At 69.3% G+C, this 16,176-nt stretch carries 13 protein-coding genes; 7 read left to right on the top strand and 6 right to left on the bottom strand.

Annotation, left to right across the window (positions count from 1 at the left end; all coding sequences use genetic code 11):
* The first annotated feature begins 81 nt into the window (after positions 1-81).
* The 5 genes from DTA22_RS04655 to mshC all read left to right on the top strand — a co-directional run bounded on the left by DTA22_RS04655 (position 82) and on the right by mshC (position 4,491).
* Complete coding sequence (locus tag DTA22_RS04655; RefSeq protein WP_112298618.1) at positions 82-927, top strand: undecaprenyl-diphosphate phosphatase; 846 nt, start codon at positions 82-84, stop codon at positions 925-927.
* Positions 928-967: 40 nt separating this feature from the next.
* Positions 968-1,666: a histidine phosphatase family protein gene (locus tag DTA22_RS04650; RefSeq protein ID WP_011594100.1), complete on the top strand. Its 699-nt coding sequence runs from the start codon at positions 968-970 to the stop codon at positions 1,664-1,666.
* A gap of 104 nt (positions 1,667-1,770) precedes the next feature.
* Positions 1,771-2,364 carry a DUF3090 domain-containing protein gene (locus DTA22_RS04645; RefSeq protein ID WP_005243068.1) on the top strand — a complete coding sequence of 198 codons (594 nt, stop codon included), beginning with the start codon at positions 1,771-1,773 and terminating at the stop codon, positions 2,362-2,364.
* Positions 2,365-2,367: 3 nt separating this feature from the next.
* A complete protein-coding gene (locus tag DTA22_RS04640; protein ID WP_037229449.1) occupies positions 2,368-3,171 on the top strand; it encodes an SCO1664 family protein in 804 nt (267 codons plus the stop codon).
* A 72-nt stretch (positions 3,172-3,243) separates the two neighbouring features.
* Positions 3,244-4,491, top strand: a complete 1,248-nt coding sequence (mshC, locus tag DTA22_RS04635) for a cysteine--1-D-myo-inosityl 2-amino-2-deoxy-alpha-D-glucopyranoside ligase (protein ID WP_112298617.1) — start codon at positions 3,244-3,246, stop codon at positions 4,489-4,491.
* Positions 4,492-4,530: 39 nt separating this feature from the next.
* Here the strand turns inward: mshC and DTA22_RS04630 are convergent, their stop codons facing one another.
* The 6 genes from DTA22_RS04630 to DTA22_RS04605 all read right to left on the bottom strand — a co-directional run bounded on the left by DTA22_RS04630 (position 4,531) and on the right by DTA22_RS04605 (position 15,319).
* Positions 4,531-8,688 (bottom strand): TIGR02680 family protein, encoded by a 4,158-nt coding sequence (locus DTA22_RS04630; protein ID WP_112298616.1) that lies wholly within the window; start codon positions 8,686-8,688, stop codon positions 4,531-4,533.
* A complete protein-coding gene (locus DTA22_RS04625) occupies positions 8,685-10,079 on the bottom strand; it encodes a TIGR02678 family protein (protein WP_037229456.1) in 1,395 nt (464 codons plus the stop codon). Before DTA22_RS04625 ends, DTA22_RS04630 begins: the two co-directional genes overlap by 4 nt.
* Complete coding sequence (locus DTA22_RS04620; RefSeq protein WP_112298615.1) at positions 10,076-11,527, bottom strand: TIGR02677 family protein; 1,452 nt, start codon at positions 11,525-11,527, stop codon at positions 10,076-10,078. The genes DTA22_RS04625 and DTA22_RS04620 overlap by 4 nt, the downstream gene beginning before the upstream one ends.
* Positions 11,528-11,828: 301 nt before the next feature.
* Complete coding sequence (locus tag DTA22_RS04615; protein WP_112298614.1) at positions 11,829-12,992, bottom strand: hypothetical protein; 1,164 nt, start codon at positions 12,990-12,992, stop codon at positions 11,829-11,831.
* A 181-nt stretch (positions 12,993-13,173) separates the two neighbouring features.
* Positions 13,174-14,295, bottom strand: coding sequence for a helix-turn-helix domain-containing protein (locus DTA22_RS04610; protein WP_112298613.1), 1,122 nt, complete (start codon positions 14,293-14,295; stop codon positions 13,174-13,176).
* A gap of 172 nt (positions 14,296-14,467) precedes the next feature.
* Positions 14,468-15,319 carry a class I SAM-dependent methyltransferase gene (locus DTA22_RS04605; RefSeq protein WP_112298612.1) on the bottom strand — a complete coding sequence of 284 codons (852 nt, stop codon included), beginning with the start codon at positions 15,317-15,319 and terminating at the stop codon, positions 14,468-14,470.
* 47 nt (positions 15,320-15,366) lie between these two features.
* On the opposite strand from DTA22_RS04605, the gene DTA22_RS04600 reads away from it, so the two are divergent.
* Both DTA22_RS04600 and DTA22_RS04595 read left to right on the top strand, forming a co-directional pair.
* Positions 15,367-15,948, top strand: coding sequence for a helix-turn-helix domain-containing protein (locus DTA22_RS04600; protein ID WP_112298611.1), 582 nt, complete (start codon positions 15,367-15,369; stop codon positions 15,946-15,948).
* 11 nt (positions 15,949-15,959) lie between these two features.
* Entirely contained in the window at positions 15,960-16,172 is a 213-nt protein-coding gene (locus tag DTA22_RS04595) for a helix-hairpin-helix domain-containing protein (protein WP_112298610.1), read from the top strand.
* Positions 16,173-16,176: the final 4 nt, after the last annotated feature.

Raw genomic sequence — 16,176 nt, 5'->3', positions numbered from 1 at the left:
TACCGTGGCGCCGGTGAATTACGAACGCGACATGGGAAATTGGCGTCAGAGCGGCACATTCGACCTCGGGACCGGTGAGTGATGGGCGAGGCGATGTCCTGGCTCCAGGCGATTGTCCTCGGTGCGGTCCAGGGATTGACCGAGTTCCTGCCGATCTCCTCGTCCGGCCATCTCCGGATCGTGTCGGAGATCTTCTTCGGTGACGACGCCGGTGCGTCCTTCACCGCCGTCACCCAGCTCGGCACCGAAGCCGCCGTGCTCATCTACTTCGCCCGCGACATCGGACGGATCATTTCCGCGTGGTTCCGGGGACTGTTTCACCCCGAGCATCGCGGTGACCTCGATTACCGGATGGGCTGGTATGTGATCATCGGCACGATTCCGGTGGGTGTGCTCGGCTTCCTGTTCAAGGACCAGATCCGCACCGGTGCCCGCAACCTGTGGCTGATCGCCACCATGCTGATCGTGTTCGCGTTGGTCATCGCGGCGGCCGAGTACTACGGGCGGAAGGTGCGTCCCGTCGAGGACCTGCGCGCCAAGGACGGCATCATCATGGGTTCGGCGCAGGCGCTCGCCCTGATCCCGGGCGTCTCGCGATCGGGCGGCACGATCAGCGCCGGTCTCTTCCTCGGACTCACCCGCGAAGCCGCGGCGCGCTACTCCTTCCTCCTCGCCATCCCCGCGGTCGTCGCGTCCGGGCTGTTCAGCCTGCCGGACGCGTTCGAACCGGCCGGGGAAGGTCTCAACGCGAGCGGCCCGCAGCTCCTCGTCGCAACCGTGATCGCGTTCGCCATCGGCTACGCGTCGATCGCGTGGCTGCTGCGGTTCGTCGTCGACCACTCGATGTACTGGTTCGTCGGCTACCGCATCATCCTCGGCGTCGTCGTCCTGTCGCTTCTCGCGACCGGCGTCGTGTCGGCCACCTGAGATCGGGCGGCCGGAGAGTGCACGACACTAGGCTGGGCCAATGACAGTTGTGCTGCTGCGCCACGGGCGGTCGACCTCGAACACTGCACACACGCTTGCCGGCCGGTCACCGGGAGTCGAACTCGACGACCGCGGCCGCGAGCAGGCGCAGGCCATCGTGTCCCGGCTCGCGGACGTGGCGATCGAGGAGATCGTGCATTCGCCGCTCGTGCGGTGCGAGCAGACCGTGGAGCCGCTCGCCCGGGCACGCGGCCTGACCCCCGTGGTGGAGCATCGGCTCGTCGAGGTCGACTACGGCGAATGGACGGGTCGCGAGCTGAAGGTCCTGCTCGAGGAACCGCTGTGGAAGATCGTGCAGCAGCACGCGTCCGCCGCCGTGTTCCCGGGAGGAGAGGGGCTCGCGCAAGTCCAGGCCCGGGCCGTCGCCGCGGTCCGCGAGCACGACGCGCGGCTCGCGGAACTGCACGGCCGGGACGTCGTATGGGTGGCGTGCTCGCACGGTGACGTCATCAAGTCGGTCCTCGCGGACGCCCTCGGCGCGCACCTCGACGGTTTCCAGCGGATCGTCGCCGAGCCGGCCTCGATCAGCGTCGTCCGGTACACCTCCACCCGTCCGTACGTGCTGAAGATGAACGACACCGGGGCCGATCTGTCCGGAGTGAACACGCCACCCGTCTCCGGAGACGGAGCGCGGGCCGAAGTATCCGGATCGGTGCCCGGCGGGGAGGTCCGCCTGTGACGATTGACGGATAATGAACGCAACATGCTGCGAGGAACAGTCCGAGACGGAACAACGAGTGGGCAGCGCCGCAGTAGGGCCCGGCTCCAGCTGAAGGAGGTGCAATGTCACGCGCAATTCACGTATTCCGCACTCCTGACCGATTCATTGCCGGGACGGTGGGTGAGCCCGGCGACAGGTCGTTCTATCTCCAGGCCGTACACGAGGCGCGAGTGATCAGCGTCCTGCTGGAGAAACAGCAGGTGCAGGTACTGGCCGACCGGATGGGGCTCCTCCTCGAGGAAGTGCACCGACGGTTCGGGACGGAGGTTCCGCCGGAGGGGGCCGAACTCGACGACGCGAGCCCCCTCGTCACCCCGATCGACGCCGAGTTCCGGGTGGGCACGATGGGCCTGGGCTGGGACGCGGACGCCGGAGCCGTCGTGGTGGAACTGCTCGCCGTCAGCGAGACGGAGTTCGACGAGTCCGTCGTTCTCGACGACTCCGAGGACGGACCGGACGCCGTGCGCGTCTTCCTCACCCCGTTGCAGGCGCGGGACTTCTCGTTGCGGTCCGAACGGGTCATCGCCGCCGGGCGCGCGCCGTGCCCGCTGTGCGGTGAGCCACTGGCCCCGGAGGGGCACATCTGCATCCGAACCAACGGGTACCGCCGCGGCCAGAGCTTCGGCCTCACCCCGGAGATGGACGAGGAGGACTGACGGTTGCCTGCCGAGGAGTCCGATCCTCTGGAGTCCGGCGAGCTGACCCTCATCGGCCAGATCACCCACGCCAGTAACGCCACCCTGGTGTGCGACGCGGTCGAGGGTGAGAACACCGTCCGCTGCGTGTACAAGCCGGTCCGCGGGGAGCGTCCGTTGTGGGACTTCCCGGACGGCACGCTCGCCGGACGTGAATACGCGTCGTATCTAGTGTCCGAGCAGCTCGGGTGGGGTGTGATTCCCCGCACTCTCCTGCGGGACGGCCCGTTCGGCCCGGGGATGGTGCAGCGGTGGGTCGACACCCCTGACCGGCACGCCGACGACACCGGTGGTCTCGACCTGGTCGACATCTGCGCTCCCGACGCCGTCCCCGAGGGGTGGTTCGAAATCCTGCGCGCCACCGACATGGACGGCGAACCGGTCGCGCTCATCCACGCCGACGATCCGCGGCTGCAGCGGATGGCGGTCCTCGACGTGCTGATCAACAACGCCGACCGCAAAGGCGGCCACGCGCTCGAGGGGCTCGACGGTTCCGTCTACGGCGTCGACCACGGCATCTGCCTGCACACGGAGAACAAACTACGGACCGTGTTGTGGGGGTGGGCCGGGACGGAGGTGCCGGGTGCCCTCGTCGTCGACATCGCCGAACTGATCTCCTCGCTCGAGGGCGAGTTCGGTGCGCGACTGGGCGAGCACATCACGTCCGGCGAGGTCGCCGCGCTGTACGAGCGTGCCGTGGACCTCCTCGCGGCGCCGGTGATGCCCCGGCCGAACGGTCACCGGCCGATTCCGTGGCCCGCGTTCTGACGGAACCGTTCGGCGCCCTGGGGGCGGCGGCTCCCTCCGAGGCGGAAATGCGGGTCCACTAGGCTCGCTGTCATGCAGTCTTGGTCCGAAACCGCTGTCCCGTCCGTTCCAGGCCAGGGGCCTCCGCTGCGGTTGTTCGACACCGCTGACCGGCAGGTACGTCCCGTCACTCCCGGGCGCACGGCCACGATGTACGTGTGCGGTATCACCCCCTACGACGCCACCCACCTCGGTCACGCGGCCACGTATCTGACGTTCGATCTGGTGAACCGGATCTGGCGTGACGCCGGCCACGACGTGCACTACGTCCAGAACGTCACCGACGTCGACGACCCGCTGTTCGAGCGCGCCAACCGCGACGGGGAGGACTGGGTGGTCCTCGGCATGCGCGAGACGGCGCTGTTCCGCGAAGACATGGAAGCCCTCCGGGTGCTGCCCCCGCGCGACTACATCGGCGCGGTGGAGTCGATCGGCGAAGTGATCGAGATGGTCGAGAAGTTCGTCGCGTCCGGCGCCGCCTACGTCGTCGACGACCCCGAATTCCCCGACGTGTACTTCCGCGCCAACGCGACGGAGCAGTTCGGGTACGAGTCCGGCTACGACCGCGAGACGATGGACAAGTTCTTCGCCGAACGCGGCGGCGACCCCGACCGCCCCGGCAAGGAGGATCCCCTCGACGCCCTGGTGTGGCGTGCGGTCCGCCCGGGCGAGCCGTCCTGGCCGTCGCCGTTCGGCCCCGGGCGTCCCGGCTGGCACATCGAGTGTTCGGCCATCGCCCTCAACCGCATCGGTTCGGGTTTCGACGTGCAGGGCGGCGGCAGCGACCTGATCTTCCCGCACCACGAGTACTCCGCGGCGCACGCCGAGTCGGCCACGGGCGACCGTCGCTTCGCCCGCCACTACGTGCACACCGGCATGATCGGTCTCGACGGCGAGAAGATGTCGAAGAGCCGCGGCAACCTCGTGTTCGTGTCGAAGCTGCGCGGCGAGGGTGTCGACCCGGCCGCCATCCGCCTCGGACTGCTGTCCGGGCACTACCGGCAGGACCGTCCGTGGACCGAGCAGGTTCTCGCCGACGCCCACACCCGGCTGACACTGTGGAAGGACGCCGCGGCACTCGAATCCGCGCAGTCGGCGACCGACACGATCTCCCGGCTGCGCCAGCATCTCGCGGACGATCTCGACACCCCGAAGGCGCTCGACGCCCTCGACGGCTGGGCCCGTCGCGCCCTCGACAACGGCGGCTCGGACACGAACGCGCCGAGCGAATTCGCTGCCGCCGTGGACGCCCTCCTCGGTGTGCGCCTTCGGCGCCCGTGAGTACTTGTTAACCGCCCGCGGTTAACAAGTACTCACGGGTCAGGCGAACTCGAGAGCACCCTCCGCGGGCCTCGGGACCCGCCTGCGGAGGGGCGAACCGAGCGCCTGCGCCAGGTCGGTGCCGTCGTGTTCGGCGAGTAGTTCGCCATCCGACCACACGAGCAGCGTGGCGCTGACGCTCTGCTCGGCCGTCGAGTGCGCCAGATCGTAGTGCGCGCACCCCGGCACGCCGCCGTACGTGATCCACAGGTCGAACCCGGTCATGAACAGGTCGAGGTCGAATTGCACGCTGAGGCCGAGCAGTTCGGCCCGGCCGTTGTCGTCGACGCCGGCGAACGCCTCGTCCAGCGCCAGCAGTCGCGGTGCATGGGGGTCGGCCGAATCGAGCATGACGTGCGCTGCGGCGAACAACGGCAGGTGCAGCGAGACGGACTGCTCGCCGCCGGAGAGGGCGCTGTGCCGGGCGACGGTCAGCCGGTCTTCGTTGCCGGTGCCGCTGATGAGGGTGAACGAGAACACCCGCCACCGCCGGTAGTCGAGGGCGGACGCCAGGATCTCCGGGTACGAACGCTCCGGATGGGCGGCGCGGGCAGTCCTGATCTGGTGAGCGAAGTGGGCGCGCATCGTGGCGAGCTCGTCCGGCCCCAGCGCCGAGGTGTCGCGCTCGAGCAGTTTGGAGATCGCCTTCGCGCTGTCGTCGAGGTTGTCGGCGAGCACCCAGTGGACGCCGATGGTGTTGCCGGACGACATCCGGCGCTCCCGCATCTCGGTGCCCATCCGGGCGATGAGTTCGCGGGCGTCGACGGTCCGTTCGTGGATCTGCTGTGCGAGACCCGTGAGCAGCGCGTCCTCCAGGATGCGACGCTCGGATTCGGTGAGCAGCAATTCCTGATCGGAGCGCGCGGACGCGATGCGGGCGGCGAACTCGCCGATCGACGAGTACCCCTCGTCGTCCTGCACCTGCACCACGGTCACGCCGTCCGGGGCGTCCCACTGCAACCGGTAGTCCTGGCCGGCGGCCGCCAACTGTGCGTCGAAGTCCTGCAGCGCGGTGGTGAGCGCGGTGCGCGTCGACTTGCGCGCCGAGTCGCTGACCCGCACCGATTCGGTGGCGCCGTCCAGTGCGCGGAACAGCGCGTCCACTTCGGGCGGCAGGATCGGGGTGTCGTCTTCGGTGTTCTGGATGCGATACACCAGCTGTTCGGCACTCATCCACGCCGCGGAGCTCGCCGGCCAGGTGTGGCCGCCGTCGACGCCGAGGAGTTCGAGTAGGTCGCGCCGGGCATACGGCGCGAGGCGGGCGGCGTCGGCGTGCGTTTCCGTGAGCGCCAGCCGGAGCGTCTGGACGGCCGTGTTGTACGCGCCCTCGGCTTTGCCGATGGCTTCACCCGCGTCCTTGTCCGCCTTGCGGGCGTCGCGCTGCTCCTTCTTGCACGCCTCGATCCGCGTGTGCGCCTCCTCGAGCTGCCGGTCCAACTGCTCGGCCCCCGCTCCCAGCGTGTCGCGCAGCGTCTCGAGGCGTTGGATCTGTTGCGCGAGAACCTCTTCGGCGATGGCAGCTTCTTCCGCGAACTCCTCCGCGCTGCCGCGCGCCTCGTGCAGTCGGTCCTCGGACTCGCGGGTGTGCTCCACCTCCTTGGCGTGTTCGCGCCTGCACCGCTGCACCATCTCGCCCTGCTTCTCGAAGTGCCGGACGGCCGCGGCGAGCGAGTCGATCTCGCGGGCGACGTGGGGAGTCCGGTGCGTGGACGCAGTGGCTCGGAGCTGCTTCTCCTTCGCGGACAGGTCGGCGATGGCCTGGTCGAGTTCGCGACCGACCGTTGTCGCCGTGTCGGAGCGGCTGCGGAGTGCGCCTGCGGATTCGGTGACCTTCTTCAGCGCCGTGAGGATCGATCCCGTGCGGGTCAGGGCCTGCGCCGCCGCGGTGGTCCGCGACAGCAGCGACGCCGCCGCATCCGCGGACGCCCGGGCTTCGTCGAGCGTCGCCCGGGTTTCCTCGAGGGTGCTGTCGAGTTCGGCGATACGGGCAGCGCGCCTGCGGGCCCGTGCGGTGGTCCCGATGTACTCGGCGTCCGATTTCGTGTGGCGTCCCCGCTGGATTCCCTGCCGGTACGCGCCGTCTTCGGCGACACCCACCGGTCCTTCGGACAGGTCGAGGGATTCGAGGGCGATGGATTCGAGGATCCCGCGTACGCGATTGTCGGGAACACCCGTGTCCTGCTCGACCTCGAGAACGTCCGCGAGGGTCGTGCCGCCGGGCCGATCCTCGGCCGGAAGGGCCACGAGGAATTGTTCGGATTCGACGTCGGGGAGCGCGTCGTCGACGGTCACCCAGCCGTCGAGGAGGTTCGCCGCCTGCAGTGCGGCCTCGATTCCCGCCGCCGCGGCGGCGTCGACACTGTCGGCGAATCGGACCAGCCGCCACAGCGGCGCACCGGTCAGCCGGGAGCGGGCGTCGTGCCGGGCGGCCGAGAGTGGTGGGGCGTCGTCGTGCTCGGATTCGATGGCGGCGCGTGCCGATTCGTGTTCGGCGATCGCCTCCTCGGCGGAGGTGGCGTCGCGGTCGTACTGCTGCCGGCGCAGCCGGAGCGCGTCGACGGCGTCCGTGGTCTGTTCGGTCAGCGTCTCCGTCAGGGTCGCGGCGTCGTCGTCGCCGATCCGGGCGAGGGCGGCGTCCAGGGCCTCGAACAGTGAAGCGGGCGCGTCGATCTCGGCGTAGAGGGACGACTGTTCCGTCCACCAGGATCGGAGTTCGGTGGCGCAGCGGCTGCGGGCCGATTCGACCGCGGTCTCGGCTTCGAGAACGGCCACCGTCGCGGTGTCGAGCTGCTCCTGGCCGCGGCGTGCCGCTTCGTCGGCTCTGGTCCGTTCGGTGGCCGCCCTCTCGACGGTGGCGAGCGCTGCCCGGACCGCGCGGATGTCGCCGTCGCGTTCCTCGGTGTGCCCGCGCAGCGCCGCGGTCAGTTGGTCGGTCCGCGCATTCTCGGGCAGTGCGGTCCAGGTGATTCCCGCGTCCTCGGCGGCGAGGTGAAGTTCGTCTTCGGCGTGGGTGAGCGCCTCGACGGTGCGGGCGACGGCGTCGCCGGCCTTGTCGTGCTCCTCGGCTCGCTGTTCGAGGGTCGCCTTGGCCTTGCGTGCCTTCTCGGCCTGCAGTTCGGTCGATTTCTCGAGCGTCGAGACGGCCTGCGCGAGGTCGTCGAGCTGCGTCCGTCCCTCGTAGGCCGTCGACCGCTTCAGTGCGTCGAGGGTTGCATTGGCCTGGTCGAGTGCGCGTTCGGCGGCGGTGAAGCGGTCCTCGGCGGCCGCCCGGCTCTCCTGGCTGCGGGCCCGGTCGGCGGCCGCCCTGTGGAGGGCGGCGATGCCGGACCGCACGGCCTCGAGACGGGTCGCGAGGTGGTCGACGTCCGTACGCGCCTGCTGGCGAAGGTATTTCGCGTACACGCCGACGAAGCTTTGCGCCGCCTGGTCCGCCGCGGCCAGCCCCTCGAGCGCCCGGCCGACCTCCTCCATGTCGCTGAACGAGCGGGCGGCCTCGAGGACCAGTTGCTCGTCGAGTGGTCGGAGACCGTCGGTGAGTGCCTGCGACAGTCCCTTGGGGTCGAGGTTCTTCGCGAGCTGGGGCCGCCGGAGTGTGAGGATGAGGTTGATCAGCTGGTCGTACCGCTGGACGCCGAGCCCGAACATTCGGGCGTCGATGGCGGTGCGGTAGTCGAGCGGCCGGTCGGTGATGGAGTCGGTGCCGATCTGCTCGCCCAGTTGCTTCTTCGTGAGCGGACGGTCGTCGGTGCCGAGCAGGGAGAAGTCGACGCCGACGCGACCGTCGGCGACGAAGTACCAGCGTGTGACCTTGTCGTTGGTGCGGGTGGCGCGCATGCCGATGCCCACGGTGACGGCCTCGGGGTCGTCCTTCGCGCCGCGGCAGAACTCCATCCAGACGTACGAGTACGCGCTCTCCTGCCCGCGGTACAGGAGGTTCGATTTCATGGTGCGTTCCTCGCCGGCGAACGGATTGAGCCGCCGGGGTTCGATCCGGCCGTCGAAGACGAACGGGAACAGCACTTCGAGGGCCTTCGTCTTGCCGGAGCCGTTGGGACCGCGGAGAACGAGGCGACCGTCGGCGAAGGAGAACTCCTGATCGCGGTAGTCCCAGAGGTTGATGATTCCGGCGCGGGTGGGCCGGAAACGCGCACTCGTCATGCTGTGACTTCCTCGCTGTCGTTCGCTGAGCTCTGGAACAGGTCGATCTCGGGTGTGCGGTCGCGGATCGTGACCACCACACCCCGGTAGCGGGCGAGTGCCGGGAGTGCGAGCACACCACCCGGCACGGCCGCGGTGAGGCGTAGCCGCTCGAGCAGCGCCAGCGCCGCCCGTCCCAGACCGTCCGGGTCCGCCTGCCACCCGGCGGCGAATGTGCGCCCGAACCGTTCGGTCAGTGTCCGGACGGTGCCGGTGATCCACTCGTCCTCGACGAGGGGGAACAGCCGGTCCGCGGGGGCGGGGTCTGCGGGTTCGAACCCGTCGTTGCCGGCGAGGCTGTCGAAGATCCCGGACTGCGGAATGGCGCTGTCGACCTGTTCGATCAGGTCGTCGATCCGGCCCTGCGGCAGCGGCATCCGGGCCGTCTCCGGGGCGTCCGGGTCCAGTACGCGATCGGCGATCTCTCCGGCGAGCAGGAGCGCGACCTGCGCGACCGTTCCCGTCCCGGGGAACCGGACGTCGGACAGACGTCCGGAGGAGTCGATCATCGCGACACCCTCTTCACGCCGCTCCGCGACCAGTCCGGTGAGCAACTCGACGTCGGCCGCGGTGCGGGGGAGCGCGAGTTGGACCAGCTCGTGATCGTCCAGGTCGGCGGCGTAGACCACGGGCCGTTCGACGAGAGCACGCCGGACCCGCCGCGCGGTCTCCTTCACGTCGACCGGCCGGGTTGTCCCGAAATCCGAGGTGTCGTCCTCGGTCACCGCGTCCGCGCCGGCGAGCAGTCCGCGGATGGACCGGAGGTGCTGCAGTGCGCGCGGCGGCCGGAACAGGGCGATGACGACGGACCTGTCGATGTCGTACAGCGCTTCTCCCGCATCTGGATTGGCGGCCCAGCCGCCCGCGTCACCGTCGGCGAGGGCGATCGCGCCGCGGGCGGCGAGCCAGCCGACGGCGTCGACGAACGCGTCCCGGTCGGACGCGCGTTCCGTGGACAGATCCACACCGTCGACCTGTGCGGCGTCGGCGGCCACGTGATCGGCGAGTTCGGACAGGGTGATCTGGTTTCCGGCGCGGCCGAGTGCGGCCAGCGCCAACGCGAGATAGGCGTAGCGGTACCGGTCGAACGTGCGGTCGGTGGCCGTCTTGGCCGGCGTCCCGGCGTCGAGCCGGTCGCTCACCGTGAACAGCCGGGCGGTCGTCTCGGTGACTTCGAGTCGGTACCCGAAGAGCGTCATCAGATCGTCGCGTAGTTCGGTGGCCCACCGGCGGAGCAGGGGGAGTGCGATGCGATCCGGATAGGTCTGTGTCACCAGGTGATTCGACAGAATGACGCGGGCGGCGCGCTGATACGAATCGAGGGCGAGCGGCGAGATCTCCCGTGCCTTCACCGAACGCTCACCTGCAGTCCGTCGAGGTGCAGGCGTCCGCGGGCGGTGCGCACCACCGTCGATTCGCTGTGTGGGCTGAGGGTGAGCTTCACGCCGTTCTCCGATCCTGTGCTGCTGTTCACGCGGCCGCTGACCGGAACCCGCGCCGTCAGCGCGGCGTTGAGCAGACTCAGCAGCACGTCGGTTTCGGCCTCGTCGAGCTCCCGCTCGTAGACCCCGCCCCGGGCCAGCGACTGGGCGGCGGCGGCGCGAAGTCGTTGTGCGGTCAGCTGTTCCTCCCGCAGGCGGCGCACGCTGCCCTCGTTGCGCTGTACCCGCGCGGGCAGGCCGGGCGACGGGGGACGTCCGGTCTCGGCCAGCGTGCGGGAGATCTCCACGGGCTGGGCCTCCCACCACGACCGTGTGTCGGGAATGATGTCGGCGTCCGGATGCACCATCGAGAGGTGGCGCGGACGGCCGAGATCGAACACGGCCTGGAACAGCGCATGCGCGGCGTCCTCGGTCGGAGTTGCGGCGAACCAGCCTGCGAGGTGGCGCAATTGGCTCTCTCTGCTGACACCACCTTTGCGGGTCTCGGTGACGCGGCGCAGCAGCGACAGGACGGCGGCGATGGCACTCATCGTGCCCTCGCGCAGGCGCTCCGACTCGCTGAGACCCGCCTCGCTCCCGACGAACCAATGCGTCAGCCCCGCCCACCGCGCGCGCCAATCGGCTTCGCGCTCTTCGATGCCGAGGAACACTCGCTCGTCGCTGGCGGCGGCCCGCGTCACCATCGTCTCGACGCCGGTGTCTTCCACGAGCGCGATCGCCGCCGCGAGTTTCGGTGCATAGCGCGAGAGGTCGGAGCTGAATTCGCGCATGTGTGTGAGGAGAGCGTCCTTGTGGGACATGAACGTCTCGGGGGTGATCTCCGTGGTGCGGACGAGATCGCCCAGGGTCAGGTAGAACTGGGCGGCGCGTCCGGCCATGTCCGACAGCGTCGCATCGAGACGGTTGAGTTTCCGGTACACGAGGTCGTTGTCGGCCGCGCGGTTGGCGGCGGCCAGGTCGTTCATGTCGGCGAGGAGGTCGGGCAGCGCCAGCCGGGACAGCGACGCGTCGTCGAGCCGGGCCGCCAGTGCGTCCTCGACGGCTCGGAACACCTGGTAGCCGGCCTGGCTGAACTGATAGACGAAGTGCCGGTTCCGGTATTCGGCCAGCGTCGCGGCGCGTGTTCCGTCGTAGCTGCGTTCGAGCACCTCCCAGACGTGGAGTTGCTCGAGTAGGGGAGTGATGTCTCCGGCGCCGAGTTGTCCGGCCGGATCGTCGCCGGCGAGGCCGTTCAGAATGCGGGCGACGTCGCCGGCGTGGAGCAGGACGACGTAGTTGGCGCGGGCATGGTCGAAGGCCCGCAGCACCCACAGGTACTCCGCGCGCTTCTCGGCAGTGGTGAACGCGAACAGTTTCAACCGGTCGTCCCGGAGTGGGGGTGGAACCGCCGGGCGCGCTGCACGCAGCCCCGAGGGGGACCGACCTGGATCGCTGCCTGATTCACTCACCGTGACAGGTTATGCGGTCGCGTAGCCGTCGAGCGAACGCCGTGCCGACCTGCGTCATCAACGCCGATATCTGAATCGGACCATGACGGAATGCGATAATTAACCGAATTTACGTGGTTGGCTCGGTTCGAACCACCCAGCGCCGCCGGGGTTCCATCGTCACCATTCGCCCCTTCCTCACACCGCTGCACCGATGAAGGAAGGCGGGCATTCAGAGGATGAACAGCACGAAGACGATCGCCACCAGCACGAGAGCCAGCCCGACCGCTGCGGCGACGAGCCAGGACGCCCGGGACGTCGAGTCGGCGGTGGATTCGTCCCCGGACTGCGCGACTGCGCGAGGTTCCGGCGGTGTCGCGACCGCCGTTCCGCCCGACACGCGAGCGGGGGACGCGCCCACCGCCGCGGCCGACGCGGGGTTGTGCGTGCGCGTCGCCGGCCGGCTCGCGACCGTGGAGGTCGAGGGCACCGGCTCGCCGACGACGGCATCGATCACCTCGGTGACGTCGTACGACGGCGGTAGGCCGATCGGGGTGACCCTGTGCGTGGTGGGGTTGAACCCGGCGGCGCGGATGGCGGCACCGAGCGCTGCGGTCTGCTCGGGGCCCGGGCCGACGACACACCGCACACCGAACTTCTCACCGACCGTGGTAGCGAACCCGTGAATGGCCGCGGAGTCCCTCGCGATCAGGCCGTCGCCCGTCACGACCACGGCATCGAGGTTGCCGGGGAGCCAGCCGAATGCACCGAGCGCGGTGGCGATCTGGGCCGTGGGGGAACCCCCCGACGAGAAGCGGAACGCCTTGCCTGCCTCGACGCCCGAGCGGATCAGCGCGACGGTCGCGCCGGTGTCGTCGACGTGATAGATGCCGACCAGCTGCCCGGGACGCTCCGCGATCTCGGATTCGAACCAGGCCGCGGCGGCTTCGGCGTCCGAGACGAGGGACAGGTAGGACATGTCGGCGTAGTCCAGGGCGTCGCGCAGCGCCGCGACGGCGGCCGAGTCCCAGCGGGTGGGGTAGGTGGCCATGATGTCGGGGGCGCCGCCCGTCCGGCCGCCGTGGTCGGGGAGAGGTTCGCACTCCCGGAGCAGGCACCGCATCGCGCCCGCGACCAGGTCCTCGGCGCGATACCGCGATCCGTCGCCTACCGCGACACCGGCCGGGTCGCCGACGCGGGGAAGGAACCCCGACACGGTGTGGGTGTCGCCGATCGTGTGCGGCGCCGATCCGCCGAGAATTGCGGTGCCGTCCGGGCACATGTGGAGGACGGTGTCCCGGACGATGACGACCGGATCCGGGGATCCTGGATCGTTCGACGCCACCACCGCGGTGGACACGACACTGCCGATCCTGAGCCCGACTCCCATGGACATGCACGTACCCCTATTCGTTTTGCGAACGGATTGCGACTTCCGTCAGGCCCGTTCCGACTCACTCGGTGAGGCCACAAGATGTACATCCTGCTACCCGAGCGCGCTTGTGCGCGCCATCACGCGCGGCGTGGCGTAGTCGTATTGCGCACACTCGGGCATTTTCGCCCCCGGCGAGTGATCGTCAGGTAACCGTCGGTGCGCCGAGGGCTGTTCTCCACTCGGGCGCGTTCTCGGTCATCCAGTCGAGGAGGTGCTCCGCCTCCTGCGGATGACGACCGGTGCCGGCGAGTAGATCCGCGAAGGCTTGCGCGGGGGCGACCAGGCGGACGTTGTCGCGGAAGAGGGTGCGCTCGAAGACCGCAGCCGATCGGGGAGTGGCGACGAGGACGTTGGCGCCCTGATCGACGGGGCGTAGCTCGAGCGCGCCTGCCAGCGCCTCGCCGTGGTCGGCGTAGATCTGGACCTGATGCGCCGGCGCGTATTCGACGAACGCCGCTGCTGCGAGTGACCCGGTCACCGCATAGAGGTGGCCGGAGACCTTCGCGAGTTTCGCGACGAACGACTGCACTCCCTCGGGTGCGAAGTAGCCGACGGTGGGGCAATCCTTGAAACTGGAGTCGCTGCTCCAGGCGCGCAGCATCTGCTGCCACCGGACGCTGGTGATGGGCCCGCGGGGGAGTCGCTCGAGCAGATCGCGTTCCTCCAGGGTTTCGACCACCCGATACGTCGCGCCGGTGGACGCTCCGGACAGCCGGACGAGTTCGGGGACCGTCAGCTGACCCGAGTGATCGGCGAGGGCACGCACGACCCGGGCGGCCGGATCGCCGGTCAGTTGGGCGGCCGGACGACCGGGGCCACGCCACGGGTCGGCGTCCGCGCCGCGGTCGCGCACCCAGATCGCGGGCCGGTCCGCGGCAAGTGAGGTGTTGCCGGTCGCGTCGGCGTAGGAGAGACCCCTGGCGTCGAGTTGACGGCGAACGGGTTCGGAAAGGTAACGGGCGCAGACGAATCCTCGATCGGACCCGGACAGTCCGTCGGCGAAGCGGGCGGCGTCGCCGGCGAGAACCCCTCGGGCGGGGATGACGGAGAAGGACGCCACCTCGCCGTTGGGCGCGCCGACCAGTAGTCGTTCCGGCGCGTCGGCGAGGGAGCGGGACTTTCCGGACGTCAAGGTCCAGCCGTGGGGGAGTGCGGCCTGGAGGGTGGCGATCGCCCGGCGGTAGAGATCGATGTCGCGTTCCGGCTTCGGAAACGGCACCTTCGGCTCGCTACCTGCGAATTCGGCGTTCTCCTGATTCGGCACGTCGCCAGTGTACTCAGTCGGTCCGAGACGGAACCGTAAAATAGACCGAATAATCGTGGTCGGCTCCCAGCGCCATCGAGTAGCCCGATCCCATCGCCACTCACCACCGCCACGTGAACCGGTCCCCGAACGCCGTGACGGCGTGGGGAAGTTCCACTCCGTCACGGCAGGTTCAGGGACGCCGGGCCGTCCAGACGGTCCGGCTGCCCCGCACCGTCAGGTCCCCGCGGTGCAGGACGCTGTCGGGGTTGTCCACCGCGAGAAGGCGATCGAGCGTGTCGCGGTCGTCGGTGGCCAGTTGCCCGTCGAGCGCGGAGCGAATGCGGCGCAGGAAAGTCTGTGCGTAGCGTCCGGTGCTCGGCGGGGCCGGGGTTGCCTCGCTGGAGACACTGCGCTCCTCGACGTCCACGAAACCGGCCCGTTCCACGTGCGTCCGCCAGTTCGGGTGGGAGTTCCAGTCCAACCGCGCCAAGGCCTCGTGGCAGCGCGACTCCAGGCCCGGGCGGCCCAGACCGAGGTCGTCCGGCAGGAGACGCGGCAGCGCGTCCATTTCGACGACCACCAGCACGCCGTCGGTGTTCAGCGCGCCGTACATGTCGCGGAGTACTCGGTCCGGGTCGGCGACCTCGTGCAACGAGGAGGCTGCCCACACGACGTCCGCCGCCTCGACTGCGGGCCAGCCGGCATCCAGATCGGCGTGCAGGACGCTCAACCGGTCGGCGACGCCTTGCACGTGTGCGGCCGTACGGATGCGTTCGAGCATCATTTCCGACCTGTCGATCGCGATCACCTCGGCCGAGGGAAACCGTCGAGTCAGGGCCAGGCTTCCGACTCCCGTGCCCGCGCCGACGTCGACGACCCGGCGCGGGGTCGTGCGGGTCCGCTGCCCGGCCCACTCGGCCACCGGGTCCAGGTAGGCGCCGAAGACCTCTGCGTCCAGGTCCAGTAGATCCGCCAGCGCTGCCTCGTGGTCCCGGGTGTGCCCGCCGTGGTGATGGGCGTGGTGATGGGAATGCTGTGTCATGGCTCCAGGCTAGCCATGACCTGCGCTATGCGCATACACTCTTGCGTATGAAGCAAGAAGTCGGGTTGGACAGTGTGATCCGTCAACGGATCCGCGGCCTTCGGCTGGCCCGCGGCTGGTCCCTGGACGTGCTCGCTGCGCGCTGCTTCCTCAGTCCGTCCACCCTGAGCCGCATCGAAACGGGTCACCGCCGGATTGCCCTCGACCAACTGGTCCCGATTGCACGCGCCCTCGGCACCACGATCGATCAACTCGTCGAGTCCGTCGAGGACGAGGATGTGGTGATCCGGCCGCAGCCCGAGCACACGCGAGGCCTGACGATCTGGCTCCTGTCTCGCGAACGCGCACTCCACGGCGCGACCGTGGCGAAGATGCGCATCACCCCCGATCGGCCCGCGGGCCCGGAGCACGTGAGTGTGCACCCCGGCCACGAGTGGTTCACGGTGCTCTCGGGGACGGCCCGCCTGCAGCTCGGTGAGCGAACCATCCTGATCGAAGCCGGTGCCGCAGCGGAGTTCTCGACCATGGTCCCGCACTCCATCGGCGCCCACGACGGTCCCGTGGAGATCCTCACGATCTTCGATCACGACGGGGAGCGTGCCCACCTGCACGCCGACCACAACGAGTAGAAAGGGCGGACATGTCCTCTTCCGACACCGCAGACCCGACGGAGTTTCCGGCGAGCATGGGGAAGGTCTCCCGGCGTGAGCTCGCATCCCACGGCTATACGCGCTTCGATCATCTGACGACGGTCACCGCCAAGGAACTGTTGAAGATCCACGGCGTCGGACCGAAGGCGATCCGAATCCTCGAAGAGGAACTCGCGGAGCGGGGGCTCGGTTTCGCCAAGTGAACCG

This window comes from Rhodococcus wratislaviensis (assembly GCF_900455735.1).
In the GTDB taxonomy this organism is placed as follows: Bacteria; Actinomycetota; Actinomycetes; order Mycobacteriales; family Mycobacteriaceae; genus Rhodococcus_F; species Rhodococcus_F wratislaviensis.
The sequence above is the reverse complement of the archived record's forward strand: the minus strand, read 5'-3'. Positions and strand labels throughout refer to the sequence as shown.